The 16,421-nt window shown below is 60.2% G+C and carries 17 protein-coding genes; 8 read left to right on the top strand and 9 right to left on the bottom strand.

The features are described 5' to 3' along the window. Positions 1-41 precede the first annotated feature (41 nt). The 6 genes from NXC14_RS29835 (at position 42) to NXC14_RS29810 (ending at position 6,137) form a co-directional block, all read left to right on the top strand. Positions 42-1,304 (top strand): ABC transporter substrate-binding protein, encoded by a 1,263-nt coding sequence (locus NXC14_RS29835; RefSeq protein WP_085781625.1) that lies wholly within the window; start codon positions 42-44, stop codon positions 1,302-1,304. 66 nt (positions 1,305-1,370) lie between these two features. Then, positions 1,371-2,357: a sugar ABC transporter permease gene (locus tag NXC14_RS29830; protein ID WP_085781624.1), complete on the top strand. Its 987-nt coding sequence runs from the start codon at positions 1,371-1,373 to the stop codon at positions 2,355-2,357. Continuing rightward, on the top strand, positions 2,357-3,187 hold the full coding sequence (locus tag NXC14_RS29825; RefSeq protein WP_085781623.1) for a carbohydrate ABC transporter permease: 831 nt from the start codon (positions 2,357-2,359) through the stop codon (positions 3,185-3,187). The genes NXC14_RS29830 and NXC14_RS29825 overlap by 1 nt, the downstream gene beginning before the upstream one ends. 11 nt (positions 3,188-3,198) lie before the next feature. Continuing rightward, the gene (locus NXC14_RS29820; RefSeq protein ID WP_085781622.1) at positions 3,199-4,224 is read left to right on the top strand and encodes an ATP-binding cassette domain-containing protein; all 1,026 of its coding nucleotides are present in this window, start codon (positions 3,199-3,201) and stop codon (positions 4,222-4,224) included. A 62-nt stretch (positions 4,225-4,286) separates the two neighbouring features. After that, the gene (locus tag NXC14_RS29815) at positions 4,287-5,072 is read left to right on the top strand and encodes a ThuA domain-containing protein (protein ID WP_085781621.1); all 786 of its coding nucleotides are present in this window, start codon (positions 4,287-4,289) and stop codon (positions 5,070-5,072) included. A gap of 27 nt (positions 5,073-5,099) precedes the next feature. Beyond that, positions 5,100-6,137 carry a Gfo/Idh/MocA family oxidoreductase gene (locus NXC14_RS29810; RefSeq protein ID WP_085781620.1) on the top strand — a complete coding sequence of 346 codons (1,038 nt, stop codon included), beginning with the start codon at positions 5,100-5,102 and terminating at the stop codon, positions 6,135-6,137. Between the two features lie 28 nt (positions 6,138-6,165). Here NXC14_RS29810 and NXC14_RS29805 read toward each other — a convergent pair whose 3' ends face one another. Further along, entirely contained in the window at positions 6,166-6,558 is a 393-nt protein-coding gene (locus tag NXC14_RS29805) for a DUF4112 domain-containing protein (protein WP_085781619.1), read from the bottom strand. 144 nt (positions 6,559-6,702) lie between these two features. Further along, positions 6,703-8,520 (bottom strand): HAMP domain-containing methyl-accepting chemotaxis protein, encoded by a 1,818-nt coding sequence (locus NXC14_RS29800; RefSeq protein ID WP_085781618.1) that lies wholly within the window; start codon positions 8,518-8,520, stop codon positions 6,703-6,705. A 243-nt stretch (positions 8,521-8,763) separates the two neighbouring features. On the opposite strand from NXC14_RS29800, the gene NXC14_RS29795 reads away from it, so the two are divergent. Together NXC14_RS29795 and NXC14_RS29790 are read left to right on the top strand one after the other, a co-directional pair. Then, a complete protein-coding gene (locus tag NXC14_RS29795) occupies positions 8,764-9,012 on the top strand; it encodes a type II toxin-antitoxin system VapB family antitoxin (protein ID WP_085781617.1) in 249 nt (82 codons plus the stop codon). Then, a complete protein-coding gene (locus tag NXC14_RS29790; RefSeq protein WP_085781616.1) occupies positions 9,009-9,422 on the top strand; it encodes a type II toxin-antitoxin system VapC family toxin in 414 nt (137 codons plus the stop codon). The genes NXC14_RS29795 and NXC14_RS29790 overlap by 4 nt, the downstream gene beginning before the upstream one ends. Before the next feature lie 105 nt (positions 9,423-9,527). Here NXC14_RS29790 and NXC14_RS29785 read toward each other — a convergent pair whose 3' ends face one another. The 7 genes from NXC14_RS29785 to NXC14_RS29755 all read right to left on the bottom strand — a co-directional run bounded on the left by NXC14_RS29785 (position 9,528) and on the right by NXC14_RS29755 (position 16,365). Then, a complete protein-coding gene (locus NXC14_RS29785) occupies positions 9,528-9,776 on the bottom strand; it encodes a hypothetical protein (RefSeq protein ID WP_085781615.1) in 249 nt (82 codons plus the stop codon). Between the two features lie 242 nt (positions 9,777-10,018). Further along, positions 10,019-11,122, bottom strand: coding sequence for a DUF5666 domain-containing protein (locus tag NXC14_RS29780; protein ID WP_085781614.1), 1,104 nt, complete (start codon positions 11,120-11,122; stop codon positions 10,019-10,021). Continuing rightward, positions 11,119-12,012 (bottom strand): DUF6502 family protein, encoded by an 894-nt coding sequence (locus NXC14_RS29775; protein ID WP_085781613.1) that lies wholly within the window; start codon positions 12,010-12,012, stop codon positions 11,119-11,121. The genes NXC14_RS29780 and NXC14_RS29775 overlap by 4 nt, the downstream gene beginning before the upstream one ends. Before the next feature lie 152 nt (positions 12,013-12,164). After that, positions 12,165-12,539, bottom strand: a complete 375-nt coding sequence (locus NXC14_RS29770; RefSeq protein WP_085781612.1) for a hypothetical protein — start codon at positions 12,537-12,539, stop codon at positions 12,165-12,167. A 10-nt stretch (positions 12,540-12,549) separates the two neighbouring features. After that, positions 12,550-13,596 (bottom strand): flagellar hook-associated family protein, encoded by a 1,047-nt coding sequence (locus NXC14_RS29765; RefSeq protein ID WP_085781611.1) that lies wholly within the window; start codon positions 13,594-13,596, stop codon positions 12,550-12,552. A gap of 2 nt (positions 13,597-13,598) precedes the next feature. After that, positions 13,599-15,059, bottom strand: a complete 1,461-nt coding sequence (flgK, locus tag NXC14_RS29760; protein WP_085781610.1) for a flagellar hook-associated protein FlgK — start codon at positions 15,057-15,059, stop codon at positions 13,599-13,601. Positions 15,060-15,072: 13 nt separating this feature from the next. After that, complete coding sequence (locus tag NXC14_RS29755; RefSeq protein ID WP_085781609.1) at positions 15,073-16,365, bottom strand: flagellar hook protein FlgE; 1,293 nt, start codon at positions 16,363-16,365, stop codon at positions 15,073-15,075. Between the last annotated feature and the right edge of the window lie 56 nt (positions 16,366-16,421).

Raw genomic sequence — 16,421 nt, 5'->3', positions numbered from 1 at the left:
GTTGCGTTTGCCAAATCGATTTCAATTTCTGGGAGGAGATTATGAAAAACTTTGCTCTGGCCTTATCCGCGATTGGACTTGCTCTCGCGGCCGGCCCCATCCACGCCGCAGAAATTTCGTTTGCCGCGAACACCACCGGGAAAAACGTCGAATTCCTGAACAAGCAGCTCGCGATTTTTGAGAAGGAGACCGGCAATCAGGTGAAGCTCGTCACCATGCCATCGTCGAGCAGCGAACAGTTCTCGCAGTATCGCTTGTGGCTTGCCGCGGGGAACAAGGACATCGACGTCTATCAGACCGATGTCATCTGGGCGCCGCAGCTTGCCGACCAGTTCATTGATCTGAAGGAGGCCACCAAAGATGTGGCTGGCCAGTTCTTCCCGTCAATCATCGCTTCGCAGACCGTCAATGGCCGGCTCGTGGCGCTGCCGTTGTTTACCGATGCTCCGGCGCTGTTTTACCGAAAGGACCTGCTCGAGAAATATGACAAGCTGCCGCCGAAGACCTGGGACGAGATGGCCGCAACCGCCAAGGAGGTCCAGGATAAAGAGCGTCAGGCCGGCCAGAAGGACCTTTGGGGCTACGTCTTCCAGGGCAATTCCTATGAGGGGCTGACCTGCAACGCGCTGGAATGGGTGAAGTCGTCGGGGGGCGGCCAGATCGTCGAGCCGGACGGCACGATCTCGATCAACAACGAGAAGGCGGCGGCAGCGCTCGAACGCGCCAAGGGATGGATCGGCACGATTTCGCCGCCCGGCGTGCTCGCCTATCAGGAAGAAGAATCGCGCGGTGTCTGGCAGACCGGTAACGCTGTCTTTATGCGCAACTGGCCATATGCCTATTCCCTCGGCAACGGCGCCGATAGCGCCGTGAAGGGCAAGTTCGACGTGATGACGCTGCCGGTTGCGGCCGCCGGCGACAAGCCATCCTCGACACTCGGCGGCTGGAACCTGGCGGTGTCGAAATATTCGGAAAAGCAGGAAGCAGCCATCGCGCTCGTCAAATTCCTGGCGTCGAAGGACGTGCAAAAGGCTCGCGCCATCGAGCTGTCCAATCTGCCGACACTGACCGACCTTTATGACGACAAGGATATTGCCGCCGCGCAGCCCTTCATGCCCAACTGGAAACCCATCTTCCAAGATGCGGTGCCGCGTCCTTCGGCGACAGCCAAGGTGAAATACAACGAAGTGTCCTCCAAGTTCTGGACGGCAGTGCACAATACGCTGTCCGGCAGCGGCTCGGCCGCCGAGAACCTCGAGCTCCTGGAAGCCGACCTGACGACCCTTAAGGGCGACGCCTGGTGAGTAGCGGGACCGGCGGCCGAGAGGGCGTCGGTCCAGTCTCCGGAGGGCTAAACGGAAAGGCGTTTCATGACTGAAATCGTAGTTCCACAAGCAATTGAACCCAAGGTTTCCAAGCTCAGAGCCTCTACCGAGCTGCGATCCGAGCGCGTCCGGTCCGCCTGGATTTTTCTGGCGCCGACGCTGTTGATCCTGGCAGTTGTCGCGGGCTGGCCGCTGTTCAGAACCATCTATTTCAGCTTTACGAATGCGTCGCTCAACGACCTTGGCAATGCTGAGTTTGTCGGCTTTGCCAATTATTTGTCGTGGGTGACGCTGAAGAGCGGAAAGACCATCTATCGCGGCCTGCTGGCCGATCCGATCTGGTGGACTGCCGTCTGGAACACTGCCAAATTCACCCTCCTTTCGGTCGCGATCGAGACCATACTCGGATTGATCGTCGCGCTGGTGCTCAACGCGCAGTTCGTCGGGCGTGGCATCGTTAGGGCCGCAATCCTCATTCCCTGGGCGATTCCGACCATCGTCTCGGCCAAGATGTGGGCCTGGATGCTCAGTGATCAGTTCGGAATTCTCAATGATATTTTGCTCGGCTTCGGCCTGATCAGCGAGAAGATCGCCTGGACCGCAAATCCGGAAACGGCGATGGTCGCCGTGCTGATCGTCGACGTCTGGAAGACGACGCCCTTCATGGCGCTTCTGATCCTTGCCGGACTGCAGATGGTGCCGGGAGATATTTATGAAGCGGCCAAGATCGACGGCGTCAATCCGGTCAAGGTTTTCTGGCGTCTGACGCTGCCGCTGATCCGGCCTGCCATCATGGTTGCCGTGATCTTCCGGATGCTGGATGCGATGCGCATCTTCGACCTGATCTATGTTCTGACGCCCAACAATGCGCAAACGAAGACCATGTCGGTCATGGCGCGCGAGAACCTGTTCGACTTCGACAAGTTCGCCTATGGCGCCACCGCCTCGACGGTGCTTTTCCTTATCATCGCCTCTGTCACCGTCCTCTATATCTGGTTCGGCCGCGTTAAGCTCGGCGGGGAGGAACGCTGATGCTGCTTTCGATCACCAGGAACACGCTTTTCTACCTGCTCGTTACGATCATCGTCATCATTGCGGTTTTCCCGTTCTACTATGCGATCCTCACCAGCCTGAAGACCGGCACGGCCCTTTTCCAAGTCGATTATTGGCCGACCTCGATCTCCTTCAGCAACTATGCTTCCGTCATGGGGCAGGGCAGTTTCGTTCGCAGCCTTGCGAATTCCGCGATGATTGCCTGCGTCGTGGTTTCAGCATCGCTGCTGCTCTCGATCACCGCTTCGTTCGCTTTGGCCAGGGTTCACTTCCGCGGACGGGCACTCTTGATGTTGACCATCCTGTCGGTGTCGATGTTTCCTCAGATTGCCGTGCTTGCAGGCCTCTTCGAACTGATCCGCTGGATCGGCATCTTCAACACACCCTTCGCGCTGATCTTTTCCTACGTGATTTTCACGCTGCCATTCACTGTCTGGGTGCTGACGACCTTCATGCGGGAATTGCCGATCGAGATCGAGGAGGCGGCGATCGTCGACGGCGCCTCGCCATGGGTCATCGTCACTCAGGTCTTCATGCCGCTGATGTGGCCGGCGCTGGTGACAACAGGGCTGCTCGCTTTCATCGCCGCCTGGAACGAGTTTCTTTTCGCGCTGACGTTCACATCGTCCGATACGCAACGGACGGTGCCGGTCGCCATCGCCCTGCTTTCGGGCAACAGCGCGTTCGAAATTCCCTGGGGCAACATCATGGCGGCTTCGGTGATCGTCACCGTGCCGGTTGTCGTGCTTGTTTTGATATTCCAGCGCCGGATCATTTCGGGGCTGACTGCCGGCGGCGTCAAGGGTTGAGGGAGAAGGACATGGCAGAGATCCGACTGGAGAACATCCGCAAGAGCTTTGGCGCTTTCGAGGTGATCAAGGGCGTGACGATGGAGATCCGCAGAGGCGAGTTCATGGTGTTCGTGGGGCCGTCCGGATGTGGCAAGTCTACGCTGCTCAGGCTTATCTCCGGGCTCGAGGACATCACCTCGGGAACCCTCGCCTTCGACAATGAGACGGTAAACCGGCACGCGCCGTCGAAGAGAGGGATCGCCATGGTCTTCCAGTCCTACGCGCTCTACCCGCATATGACGGTCTTCGACAACATGGCGTTCGGCATGAAGCTTTCCGGGAGCAACAGAGACGAATGCCGCCGGCGCGTCGAGCAGGCGGCCGGCATGCTGCAGCTCTCATCCTATCTGGACCGCTTGCCGCGACAGCTTTCCGGCGGGCAGCGTCAGCGTGTCGCAATCGGCCGGGCGATCGTGCGCGATCCCAAGGTCTTTCTCTTCGACGAGCCGCTGTCCAATCTCGACGCGGCGCTTCGCGTCGCGACGAGGCTTGAGATCGCCAAGCTTCATCGCAGCATGCACGGTACGACGATGATCTATGTGACGCATGATCAGGTCGAGGCCATGACGCTGGCCGATCGAATCTGCGTGCTGAGGGACGGCGTCGTCGAGCAGATCGGCACGCCGCTGGAACTTTACGAAAGCCCGAACTCGGTCTTCGTCGCCGGCTTCATCGGTTCGCCGAAAATGAATTTCCTGTCGGGCGGGCTGGCACAGCCCTATGACAGCCATACGATCGGCGTGCGCGCAGAGCATGTTCGCATCTCGCCCGAGTCAGGGGTTTGGAGCGGCACGGTCATCCATTCCGAAATCCTCGGCTCCGATAGCTTCGTTTACTTGGATATCGGGGCGGATGAGCCGCTTGTCGTGCGGGAGGCCGGCGTCGCCCGTCATGAGCCGGGCCATACGCTTGGCCTGGCGCCACTTGCCGGGCACATCCACCGTTTCGACCGGTCGGGCCGGGCGCTCGAACGTGAATCCATGCGGGCAGCCTGATCTTCCAGGCATCGATGTCTTTCCCGAAGCTCGATCCGCGTCAACTACAAGGAGAAAACGACGTGACCATACGCACCGTTGTCTGGGGTGAAAACATTCACGAGAATACCAATGCGATCGTCCGGGGCATCTATCCGGAAGGCATGCATACGACGATCGCCAATGCACTGAATACCGATCCCACCATCTCCGCCACCACGGCGACGCTGCAGGAGCCGGAGCACGGGCTGAGCGAAGCCCGGCTTGCCGAAACCGATGTCTTGACCTGGTGGGGCCACAAGGATCACGGCGCGGTGTCAGACGTCGTCGTCGAGCGCGTCGCCAAACGCGTCTGGGAAGGCATGGGCCTTCTCGTGCTGCATTCCGGCCATTTCTCGAAAATCTTCAAGCGCCTGATGGGAACGCCCTGCGCGCTGAAATGGCGCGAGGCGGGCGAGCGCGAGCGGCTGTGGACGATCAACCCGCGCCATCCGATCGCCGCCGGCATCGGCGAGCATTTCGAGCTTGAGAACGAGGAAATGTATGGCGAGCAGTTCTCGGTGCCGGAGCCGCTCGAAACGGTGTTCATCTCCTGGTTCCAGGGCGGGGAAGTGTTCCGCTCGGGCCTGACCTGGCGCCGCGGCGCCGGCAACATCTTCTATTTCCGCCCAGGCCATGAGACCTATCCGACCTATCACGACGCCACCGTCCAGAAGGTGCTGATCAACGGCGTCAAGTGGGCCTACAACCCTGAAGGCGCGTTGACTGGCATTGCCGACGCTCCAAATGTGCCGGTGGAAAAGGCATTGGAGCCGATCGTCGAACGCGGCCCGAAACTGCACCAGGCCGGCGAAGCCGGTTATCGCTGAATTCGATAGAGGACCATGAGGATAAAAATGCGCTTGATCATTCTCGGAACCGGAGGATGGGCAAATACCCATGCCATGAATTTTTCGGAAATCGCCGGCGTCAAAATTGTTGCTGCCGTCGATACAGACGAGGTCCGGCTGCGGGCCTTCGCGCTCAGGCATGGCATCCCGCTTACTTTCACATCGCTCGATGACGCCCTTGCCTGGGGGGAGTTCGACGCCGTGACCAATGTCACGCCGGATCGAGCGCATTATTCCACGACGATGAAGATACTCGGCGCCGGCAAGCATGTGCTCTGCGAGAAGCCCCTGGCGGTCAACTACCGCGAGGCCAAGGAGATGGCCGACGCCGCGGCGGCGTCCGGAAAGGTCACGATGGTAAACCTTACCTATCGTAATGTGGCGCCGCTGCAGGCGGCGCGAAAGATGGTGCTGGATGGCCGTCTCGGCGCAATCCGCCACTTCGAAGCGTCCTATCTCCAAAGTTGGTTGGTGTCCAAGGCTTGGGGCGACTGGACCAAAGAGTCGCAGTGGCTTTGGCGTCTGTCGACAAAGCACGGCTCCAACGGTGTACTGGGCGACGTTGGTATCCACATTCTCGACTTCGCGGTTTTTGCCGCCGGCAGCGACGTCAAGGCGGCGGCATCGCATCTCAAGGTTTTCGACAAGAGCCCCGGGAACCGGATCGGCGAATACGAGCTCGATGCGAATGACAGTTTCCTGATGATGGCCGAGCTCGAAAACGGTGCGGCCGGCGTCATCCATGCAACGCGCTGGGCAACCGGCCATCTGAACGAATTGCGCCTGCGCCTGCATGGAGACAAGGGGGCGCTGGAGGTGGTGCATACGCCTGAAGGTTCGACCCTCAGGGCCTGCGAAGGCGCCGATGCCGACAAGGCGATCTGGCGCAAGATCGAGGTCGAACCGGTCATCACCAATTTCCAGCGATTTGCAAACGCCGTGGAAAAAGGGAAGCCGGATGAGCCGGGTTTCGGCCATGCCGCCAAGCTGCAATTTGTTCTTGATCACGCAGTCAAGACGGCCGGCGCCCTGACTGAGCTTTAGACAGGTTCCTCGGAGGGGCCGAGCATCGTCAGAGGCGCTGGTTCAGCTCGTCTTCGCTGATGCCGAAATGCTCGAGGATGATGCCGACGTTCCGGCGGTGAGATTTGAAATAAACGTCGAAGAGATCGCCGACCAGCGGAACCGTGCCGCAGGCGGCGTCGACGCCGAGATTGACCGCCATGCGGGCGAGCTTATGGGCAGGAAGGCCGAGACGCCTTGCTTCATCGATGATGAAGAGACCGATGAGGGATCCGGCAACGTCGCCGACGGCTGGGATGAGGCCGAGAACCGAGTCTGCGCCGATCCGTACGCCGAAAGGCAATCTTACTGCGGTGTCCATGAGCCGAGCGATCGCGGCAGCGCGTCTAATTCTTTCGCGTGCGAGCGCCGTGAGGCGTTCCCTGTGGACAGAGGCTGGCATCAAAACCCTTGCGGCATTGGGATCGCAGCGCGCGATCCTGATCCAACGAAGGTGCGGCGTCGCGATCGAGATGTTCCATTGCCGTGAAACGCCGAAAGTCTTAATAGGTTCGCCGGCCGCGTGAGGATTTACGCCTGAGCCGCGTCAGGCGGCTCTCTGCGATCTTGACCCGCCGGCCGGTGCATTGATCTGAAAACGGCCGACCACGCCCTCCAGCGTCTGCGTCTGCCCGCCGAGCGCACGGCAGGCTGAGACCGTTTCCGCGGCCATCGCGGCATTGCGCTGCGTGACCTCATCGAGTGCATTGACGGAGGCATTGATTTCCCCGATTGCCACCGCCTGCTCGGAGGAAACCGAAACGATGCGGGCGATCAGGCCGGCGACCTGCTCGACCTGGCCTTCGATTTCCATTAGCGCCTTGCCGGTGCGGTTGACGAGCTCTACGCCGGTGGAAACCTGAGACGATGACGTGGAAATCAGAGATCTGATCTCCTTGGCGGCATTGGCCGAACGGAGGGCGAGCTCACGTACTTCCTGCGCTACAACGGCGAAGCCTTTGCCCGCTTCGCCTGCTCGGGCAGCTTCCACACCGGCGTTGAGCGCCAGAAGGTTGGTCTGGAAGGCGATCTCGTCGATGACGTTGACGATATCGCCGATCTGAGCGGACGAACCCTCGATCTTCTGCATGGCGGCGATCGCATCGCGAACGATGGCTGCCGAATGTTCGGCGCTGCTGCGCGTCTCGACCATCATACCAGTCGCCTTGCCGGCATGGTGGGAGGCGTCATTGGTTTTAGCGTTCATCTCCTTGAGCGCGGCGGTGGCCTCTTCTAGCATAGCCGCCTGCTGCTCCGTGCGCGATGCGAGACTGTCGGCGGCATTGGTGATGCCGGTCGAGGAACTGCCCACCTGCCGGGAGGTCTGGGCGACCTCCGCCATTGAGGCGGAAAGAGCATCCAGGCTGTCGTTGAACTTGGCGCGCAAGCTCTCATAGGCGGCGGCAAAGGTTGTCGTGATACGGCAATCAAGATTGCCGTGCGACAGCTGGTCCAGGCCATATGTCAACTCGTTGATAACCGTTTCGCGTGTCCGCTCCTCGGCCGCCTTTTCGGCCATCTGGCTGCGCTCGCGCTCGAATTCGGCATCGCGAAGCGCCGTTTCCCGCTTCTGCGCGTCCTGCCGTTCCAGCGCATTATGGCGGAACACCGCGACCGCCTTGGACATGGCGCCGATCTCGTCGGAACGGTTCGCATAGGGAACTTCGGTCGAAAAATCGCCTTCGGCAAGATTGCCCATATAGGCCTTCATGCCATCGAGCGGCACGATTGCCCGGCGGCGCAGAAGATAGAGTCCCGCCAGCAGCAGAGCGAAGGAGCCGAAGCCTGCAGCTCCCGCATAGATCGTCCAGGTCACGATTTCCGAAGCTGCGTTCTTTTCCTCGCCCTTCAGGAAAGCGTCGGAATTCGCGACGAGCTTCTCCACAGCATCCTGGTGAGTATGGAAGGCGACGCGCAACTGCTCGATCGCGCCGTGCGCCTTGTCTTCGTCCTTTGCTTTCAGCGCCGGAATGATCTCGCGGTTCATCACGTCCCAGAATGCATCGCCCTTGGTCAGCACATCGTTTTCGAGCTCGTCCTTCAAAGCCTGCGGCAGCCGGGTGGACTTCCAATAGGCGCGGCGGTCGTCGTAAGCGGCCTTCAGATTGGCGATCTTCGCCAGATTGGTCTCGGTGAGTTCGGGAAATTTGCTCGCCTCGAAGGAGAGCATGTAGGATTCGACCACGAAGAGCGGCGGCGGCAATATGTCGGCGATGAGATCCTTGCCGTAGACCACCTGCTCGTAAACCGGCCCGTTGACTTTCAGCCTTTCAAGCGCCGATTGCTGCAATCCAATCGACATGAAAAGACCGGCTGAAACGGCGATGCCAAACGCCACCAGGCTGCGCGCAATGGTAAATGCCAAGACTCTCTCCAAATAACTTTGCGGCTCTCTTCTTCAATTCGCCGGATTTATACGGAGCATTATTTCTCAAGAACCCTGACATATGGTTAATTCTTTAGAATGTGTGAGGCTCCAAAAGATCTTCCCAGACTGCCCAAAATTGGGGTGGTTCATGAAACGTGAGCTATTTCAGGTATCAAGCCATCAATTGCCATCTTGATGGCTTATGGAGAGCGCACTATATCTGTCGTAAAGGAAATTAAGATGGCCGAACCCCAGCTTTCCGTACGAAGTGCAAGGGCACGTGACCTTGCTCATCGACTCGCCCGCCGCGAAAACCGCTCGATAGCCGATATCGTCGAGCGGGCGCTCGAATCCTATGAAATACGCGAGGCCGGCCGTGAGCCGGCATCGTCTTTCTACAGCAGGCTGTCGCAACAAAGTGGGACGGATATTGACCTTGAGGCCGTCCTGAAGGAAGACCGGCAGGCGCACAAAGGCATCGAGCTTTGATTTTTCTCGATACCAACGTCGTTTCGGAGACGTTGAGAAAATCGCCTGATAAAGCGGTAATCGCATGGCTGGTTCGTCATGATGCTGAACTGGCACTGCCCACGGTGACGATTGCCGAGATCGCTTTCGGTATCCAGAAGATCCGGCCCGACCAACGAGCCGAACGCCTCGAACAGGGACTTTCCGACTGGCGGCGCCGCTTCGCGGACCGGATTTTTGGCCTGACCGAGGAAGCCGCTCTTGCCTATGGCGAGATCATGGGGACCGCAGCTCATCAGGGGCGCGGCATGTCAGCGCCGGACGGCATGATCGCAGCTATTGCGAGGGTTAATGGCGGTCGGCTCGCGACGCGAAACCTGAGCGATTTCGTGACCGCGGACCTTGAATTGATTTCCCCGTGGGAGTTTTGATCAGAGAAGCACCGCAGCCACGAACCTGAAGCCACGCCGACCAGTTTTGTAAATTGCAGAGAGACGATTGCGATCGTCGCAATACTTCATTGACAACGGCGCCACTCAAGCCAATCGCATCAGCATGTCGTTGAGGTTGCCGATCTCTCGCAGCAGTTCGATCAGCCTGTCCGTGTCGTCCTGGCTGAGCCGGCCGCTGCCGCCGCTTTTATCCCAGAGATCCTGGAATTCCTGGCTCATCTCACGCGCGCTATGCATGATTTCGATGATTTGCGTGCGGTTTTCCCAGGTTGTAACGACGGTCGGTTCGTCCATCTCCATCGGCGTCTCGGGTTCGCGTTGCAGCAAAAGCAATGTCTGTTTCCTCTTGGGCGCCGAGGGTTTGGTTCGGATCGGCCTTAGGCGGCCATTCATCGTGAGCTTACGCGGGAACGCGGTATTCGCTTGAAAGCAATGAGAAATGAACGATTGGCTAGCGGGTGTGGGGCGGTACCCGTTAGCCAATCGGCAAGCCCTGTTTCGGAATCATCCGAACGAAGGATCGCAGGTCCAATAAATGGGAAATTTTCCCATTTGTCAAATGTTCAATTACACCGTTAGGGCTGGCCCGGAAAATCCGGTGGCGGCCCCGGCGGCGGGCCCGGCGGCGGACCATTCGGTCCCGGGCCCGGCCCTGGTCCCGGTCCCGGTCCCGCTCCGCCCGGGCGGGAAAAGCCGTCAGGACCGGCTCTGCCAAAGGGCGGGTGATCATGCGGCGGACCATCCCAGAAGCCGCGTGGCGGCCGGGCATCGATGCCCCCGGGAGGACGCGGGTTCGGAAAGCCGGTGATTCTGTTCGAATCCCGCACGCCGATATCAACGAAGCCGTGACCATCCGGGGATTGCCGCATCGTCCCGAAGGGCGGCGAACCCCCGGGGCCCGACCTCGGTCTGTCCCTGTCGGTCGCCCGGAAAGTCTCGATGTTGACGGTACCGCGTTTGAGGCCCGGCACTATGGGTTCCGGCTGAATGCGGGTGATCGCCAACCGATCAGCCGCTGTCTTGAGATGCACGACGGTTTGCTTGCCGACCAGTCGGCGGTGCGCGCCTCCGAGCGAAAGGCCGCCGATCAGGATGCGATTGTCGCTCTTGACGGGGATCCCGCGGACATGGTCGCCATCCGAGACGGAGCGGGATTCGATGCGCCGGGCAACGATCGTGCCGTCTGGTTTGCGGATGCCGAAGACGGCGACCCGCTTGCCTTTCCGCAGGCCCTTCGTCGCCAGACCGGATATGTCTACGGTTTGCGAAAGGATCGTTATCGAAGCCTTGCTAAACCGGTCGATGCGCCCCTGAACCTCGCTGACGATCGTGATGCGGGCGGCGCGCTTTCCCTTCAGCAGCACACGGACGACATGACCGACCTTCATCGCGCTCGCGGGAACATGCCGTCCATCGATCTCGATCGGTGTCGTCGCGCTGAAAGGTATGTGGATGTCGTTGACGATAATACTTCCAAAACCCTGGATGGTCCCGACGATGCCGGTTCCGCCGATGCCGTGGTCTTCATTCTCGCCGCCGCCCTGGATGGAGGTGCCGGACCCGCCGATCCCATGGTCGTGGGTACCTGTCGACTGCGCCGCGACAAATTCCGGCTTCAGGATCCGAAGTGCTATGCCGGCCAGCAGAAACTGTCTTCTCGAGATCATCGATGGGCTCATTCGTCCGCCTTCGTCTTGGAAGCAGCGTCTGCCCGGGAATCCGTCTCACCCTCTTCGGTCATGACGTAAAGCCCCGCGATCCAGCGGCTGTTGCCGCCGGGATCGTCCTTGATCGCCTGATGGGCGACCTTGTTGAGCTTCAGGAGCAGCGCCATCGCTTCCTCGCGCGCGAGCACGTCGAGTCGGGCGGCCAACGCGGGCGATATGCCGTCATAATGAACCGCGCGTTCGAAATAGGGCGGAGGGTCGTTCATCAGGTTCGTGACGGAGGCCTGCACGTGGTCGCGCAGGTTGCGGGTGAAATAATGCCGGCGGGCGTCTTCGCCGGCATTCGGGACGATCGATGAGAGGTCGAGCCGGACACGGCCGTCCTCATCGAGAACGACGATGCCTCTGTCCAGCCAGTCGTCCAGGATGGAGCGGGGATGGACATCCTTGGTGATATCGCTCACCAGGCTTTCGAATGAAGGGCTGCCGTCGCTTGTGGTTCGGGGCAGGGCGCTCGGCCTGTCCTCGGCATCGCAATAGAGCGGGTCCGCCAGCCATCGGGCCAGGATGCGGCTTGTTTGCGAAACGCCGACGGTCAGCAATGATGTCGAAATCTCCTGTCCGCGCAGCCGGTTGACGTCCTTGCGGTGGACGCCTGTCAGAAGCGAGATGCGGCTGTCCGTCTGCTGTTTGTTCGGCAGCGCGAATTCCTTCTCGGCAACCTCGATATAGAGCCGGCGAAGAATTGCCGAAAAGGCGGTGAAGTTGAAGCCGCAGGCGAGCGCGAGCCTGACCAGCGGGCGCAGAACGCGGACGAGCATGGCCTGCAAGGTCTCTTCGGAGAAGGGTAGCTTCGCGCGCGGCTTCGACATCAAGAACACACTCGGTCTCTGAAAGACCATTGCCGGCAGACTTCGATAGCCGCCTTCACTCTCCTATGGCAAAGTCCGGAATGCCGCAACGGACTAGCCCCATGCAAGATCGGCCTAGGCCGTACGTCCGACCAACTTGGCCGCGATCGTGCCGCCAAAGGAAAGATATTTCGCGCCTTCTGTCAATGCGTTACCGGATGCGGCTCGGGCGAGAGCACCGCCCCATGGCTCCAGTCGATCAGCCGGTCGATCCGAGCAATCTTGTGGAAAACCTCGAAGACGTCGAATGCCGCACCCTTTTCGATGTGGCCTGCCAGCAGCTCGCAAAGCTCGAATATTTCAGGCGGCGTGGTGGTCATTTCGACGCCGTCATCGGTGAAGACACCGGAACGCGGCCACGCCCGCGCCTGCTGCTCATCGAGCTTGCAACCGATGAATGGGATCGTGTCGATGATGCCGGAGGCAAGCGCGAAGGCTGCTTCCGCCACGATTTCGGAGCAGGACGTGTTTGGCTCGTTTCTTAAGGCCGGTATCTGCGGCCGCTTGAGTTCGCGCATTTTCAATCCGTCAGAGATAGTTGACCAGGCTGAGATTCTGGAGTTTCGAGACGAGCGTGTAGGCGGTTTCTAGCTGCGTCTGCAGCTGATTGACGAGCGTCGAAGCCTCGTAGGTGTCGACGCCCTGAAGGTCGACGAGCTTTCCCTGCAGCAGGCTAGACTGTGCGTCGAGCGCGTCATTTGCCTTTTCGAGCCGCTCCTGCGAGAGGCCGAGCTCGCTCTGCTGCGTCACCATGCCCGAAGTCGCCTGGGCCGCGTAGCCTATCGCCTTGGATGCGACGGTGCTCTGCGCGTCCGAGCTCAGATCCTGGCCGAAGAGGGCCGAGACGACGACGGAGGCAAGTGCCAGGTAACGCATGCCTTCGGAATTGGCGTTGGTCGACGAGGTGATGGTTTCCGATGCGCTGATCCGGCTGGTCATGTCGGTGCTGGATGCGCTCGACCATCCGCTCGAAGCGTCCGTCCAGCTGCTTTCGGAGAACATCGGTTCGACCGTATCGGTGATGAAGCTGCCGATTTCCTCGCCCGTCAGCTCGCTGACGTCTTTTCCGAGACCGGTTGCATAATCGGTGAGCGCCGTGACGATCGTATCCGAGACTGCGGACGACTGGTCGGTCAGGGGCTGGCTGTCGAGGTTCGTTCCGCCGAACAGGAACTCGCCATTGACCGAGGTGTTGACCGTCGAGATCAGCTGCGAAATCGTGGAGCTTGCCGATTGCAGGGCAACAGCGATGCTCGTCGTATCCTGGCTTGCCTGAAGCGCGGTCAAGTTGGAAACCAGGCTGTCGCCGGCATCCTTGAGGCTGGAAAGAGCAGTTTGCGACGCTTCCATGCGCAGCGCGACGACGGAATTGCTCGTCTTGAACGAGGCGGCCTGGACGATCGCGCTGGTGAGATTGATCGATTTTGCGGCGCCGCTCCCAAGAGAAACGCCGATATCGGCGTAAGTTCCTGTGGTCGCCTCCGTCGAGGCCTGCTGCAGCTTGTTCTGGGACTGGCTGATGGTGAGCCGCAAAACATTCTGCATCGCCGATGATGAGACAAAAGATGCTTTCATGACTAGCTCGCTATGTCGAGGAGCGACTGGAACATCTCGTCGATGACGTTCAGGATCTTCGTCGCTGCCTTGTAGGATTGTTCGATGTCGAGAAGGAGCGTCAGCTCCTCGTCGAGATTGACGCCGGTTTCGTTGGAATAGGCCTCGTCGGAGCGAGATAGCGCGGCGGCCGTGGTTTCGGAGGCAGACGTCGCATCGCTTCGATATTGTTCGAGCCAGCCGATGGAGGCGCTGGCATAGTCCGTCACGCTTTGCGTTGCTGAGAGACCGGCGTCGGCGGAGAACGAGCGTTGTTCCGTCAGTGCCTGATAGAGGGCGTCGAGATTGTCGGAGAAACCGCTGTCTCCGGAGGTGTTGAGATCGGTGATGCCGCTGATGGTTCCGTCGCGCAGCTTGGTCGCATCGCCGCCTTCGCTCGTGACGACGGCAAGATTGACCGAGATGGTGGAGGCAATCCCGGTGATATCGTCGGTATCAGACGGTGTTTCTCCCGTTGTCCCCGATGCTGTCGTCCAGGTAAAAAGTCCCGGCGCGCTCGTACTGCCGTCGGTTTCCGAGAAGATCTGGACGAGGGCCTTGGCCATCTGGTCGAGCTGGTCCTGAAATGTCGGGCCGATCTCGTCGCGGAGCTGCAGCAGCGCCTGCAGGCTGCCCGAGGCGCTCGTCGTCGAACCCTCGCCGGCATCGAGCGCCACGCCGTCGATATAGATGGCATTGCCCTCGGTTCCCGCGACATAAGTTGCCGTCGACGCGAATGTGACGGTGCGCGGTATGGTCTCGAACAGCACGGTGCCGTCCGAGGTATAGAGCGCCATGTCGTTATTGTCGCGCACGACGGAGGTGACGCCGACGATCGAGAAGATCTGCTTCAGGAGTTTCTCGCGCTCGTCGAGCGCCGAGGATGTATCGGCGCCGGTCGATGTCGCGAGCTTAACCGCGTTGTTGGCCGCCTCGAACTGTGACAGCAGCGTATTCAGCGTGGAGACCTGCGTGGCGATCTCCGCATCCGCCTCGGCCCTGATCGACTGGACGCCGTCGCTCGCGGTATTCAGCGAGTTGGCGAGATCCTGCGCGGCGGTGACGGCCGATTGCGCGGCGGTCGTATTGCTCGGCGACGTCGCATATGTCTGGAGCGCCTCCTGGAAGGCTGCGAGATAGGTGCTCGGCGATGTCTCGTAGTCATTGCCGTCCATCAGCGACTGCAGGCTTTCGAGGCCGGTCACGAGCGTCTGCTGGGCGCTGTCCTTGGCGTTGGATTGCAGGTATTGGGCGAGCAGCGCAGTTTCTTGGGCCCGGCTGATGCTGACGACCTGAGCGCCGGAAAGAGACGTCGTAATCGACGCCTCCCGCCTGACATAGTCGGAATTTCCGACATTGGCGATGTTGGTCGAGACGACGCTGCTCTGCTGGCCGGTATTGTTGAAAATACTCTGCACGCTGTTCAAGGCTGACGTGAGCGACATCCAGGCGTTCCCTCTATCGTTTCAGGTTGACGAGGACATCCATGATGTCGGAGCCCGTCTGAAACACCTTCGAATTGGCGGTGTAGCTGCGCTGCGCCTCGATCATCTCGGTCAATTCGCCGGCGAGATCGACATTCGAGCTTTCGAGCGCGCCGGACTGGATGGAGCCGAGCCCGTTCGTCTGCGGAAAGCCGGTGACGGTGACGCCGGACATGCCGTTGGCGGTGTAGACGTTGCCGCTGAGCAGCGTCAGATTGTCGGGGCTTGCGACCGTCGCGAGAGGGATCTGATAGAGGGATTTCGTCGTGCCGTTGGCATAGGAGACCGACACCACGCCGTCCGTGCCGATCGAGACTGAGCTCACCGCGCTTGCGGCCTGGCCGTCGGCGGAACCTGTCGCCGAGAAGTCGGAGGCAAGCTGGGTGAAATCCGAATATTCCATATCGATCGTCTGTGCCGTGGTCGGATCGACGATGTCGGTGTTTGCCTGCGACGTCAGCTGGCCGTCGGCGTCGAAGGAGAGCGTCGCGACACTCACGGCGTCGGAGGAATAGGGGAAGGACGTCGTGCCGCCGGTAGATGCATCGGCATTGCGGTAGACCGCGACCTCCCAGGTGCTGCCGGTGACCGCGCCGTTGGCATCCGTGGTCACGCCCGTCTTGGTGAAATAGTAGTCGTACTGGACGGTGGCGCCGAGGCTGTCATAGGCGACCAGTGACATTTTCTGCGTGTCGTCGGTGACATCGGACGTGTTGGCGCTCGGCAAGGTCGTCGAATCGATGACGACGGTCGCTTCGGAGTTCAGGTTGCCGCTGAAATAGGCGCCGGTCGAAGCGACCGCGCTCAGGCCCGATTGGGCTACGTTGACCGGCACTAGGCCGTCGAAGCCGTTGACAACAACCGCCGGCACGCCGGAATCATAGGAATAGCCCATCAGCGTGTAGCCGGCGCTGTTGACGAGATTGCCGTCGCTGTCGACCGAGAAATCGCCGGCCCGGGTGAGTACCGGCGTACCGTCGGCGCCTTCCACGATGAAGAAGCCGTCTCCGGAGATCGCCAGATCATAGGCCGAGGTGGTGTAGGAAATGTCGCCCTGCTCGGAAATCGCCTGGCGCACGGATGTCTGGACGCCGCCGGAATTGTAATTGCCCGAGGAAGAGGGCAGGACCAGCGACGAAAAGGAGGTGGAAACGGCCTTGTAGCCGACGGTGTTGGCGTTGGCGATGTTGTCGGAAACCGTGCTCAGACGGTTTGCCTGGGCGCTCATGCCGGAGACGGCGGTTTTCATGCTTCCAAAAATGCTCATGGCTTGATCCTTAAAGGTTTGGGAACATGCCATGTGACGACAGGCTTCCAGGGCCC

Origin of the sequence: Rhizobium sp. NXC14 (genome assembly GCF_002117485.1) — a bacterium.
GTDB lineage: Bacteria > Pseudomonadota > Alphaproteobacteria > Rhizobiales > Rhizobiaceae > Rhizobium.
This window is presented reverse-complemented; position numbering and strand designations above follow the sequence as displayed.

What these genes read in the sequence shown, in the direction of transcription:
- NXC14_RS29835 (WP_085781625.1), top strand. Translation starts at nt 42, where the DNA reads ATGAAAAACTTTGCTCTGGCCTTATCCGCGATTGGACTTGCTCTCGCG.
- NXC14_RS29830 (WP_085781624.1), top strand. Translation starts at nt 1,371, where the DNA reads ATGACTGAAATCGTAGTTCCACAAGCAATTGAACCCAAGGTTTCCAAG.
- NXC14_RS29825 (WP_085781623.1), top strand. Translation starts at nt 2,357, where the DNA reads ATGCTGCTTTCGATCACCAGGAACACGCTTTTCTACCTGCTCGTTACG.
- NXC14_RS29820 (WP_085781622.1), top strand. Translation starts at nt 3,199, where the DNA reads ATGGCAGAGATCCGACTGGAGAACATCCGCAAGAGCTTTGGCGCTTTC.
- NXC14_RS29810 (WP_085781620.1), top strand. Translation starts at nt 5,100, where the DNA reads ATGCGCTTGATCATTCTCGGAACCGGAGGATGGGCAAATACCCATGCC.
- NXC14_RS29805 (WP_085781619.1), bottom strand. Translation starts at nt 6,558, where the DNA reads ATGCCAGCCTCTGTCCACAGGGAACGCCTCACGGCGCTCGCACGCGAA.
- NXC14_RS29795 (WP_085781617.1), top strand. Translation starts at nt 8,764, where the DNA reads ATGGCCGAACCCCAGCTTTCCGTACGAAGTGCAAGGGCACGTGACCTT.
- NXC14_RS29780 (WP_085781614.1), bottom strand. Translation starts at nt 11,122, where the DNA reads ATGAGCCCATCGATGATCTCGAGAAGACAGTTTCTGCTGGCCGGCATA.
- NXC14_RS29775 (WP_085781613.1), bottom strand. Translation starts at nt 12,012, where the DNA reads ATGGTCTTTCAGAGACCGAGTGTGTTCTTGATGTCGAAGCCGCGCGCG.
- NXC14_RS29770 (WP_085781612.1), bottom strand. Translation starts at nt 12,539, where the DNA reads ATGCGCGAACTCAAGCGGCCGCAGATACCGGCCTTAAGAAACGAGCCA.
- NXC14_RS29765 (WP_085781611.1), bottom strand. Translation starts at nt 13,596, where the DNA reads ATGAAAGCATCTTTTGTCTCATCATCGGCGATGCAGAATGTTTTGCGG.
- flgK (WP_085781610.1), bottom strand. Translation starts at nt 15,059, where the DNA reads ATGTCGCTCACGTCAGCCTTGAACAGCGTGCAGAGTATTTTCAACAAT.
- NXC14_RS29755 (WP_085781609.1), bottom strand. Translation starts at nt 16,365, where the DNA reads ATGAGCATTTTTGGAAGCATGAAAACCGCCGTCTCCGGCATGAGCGCC.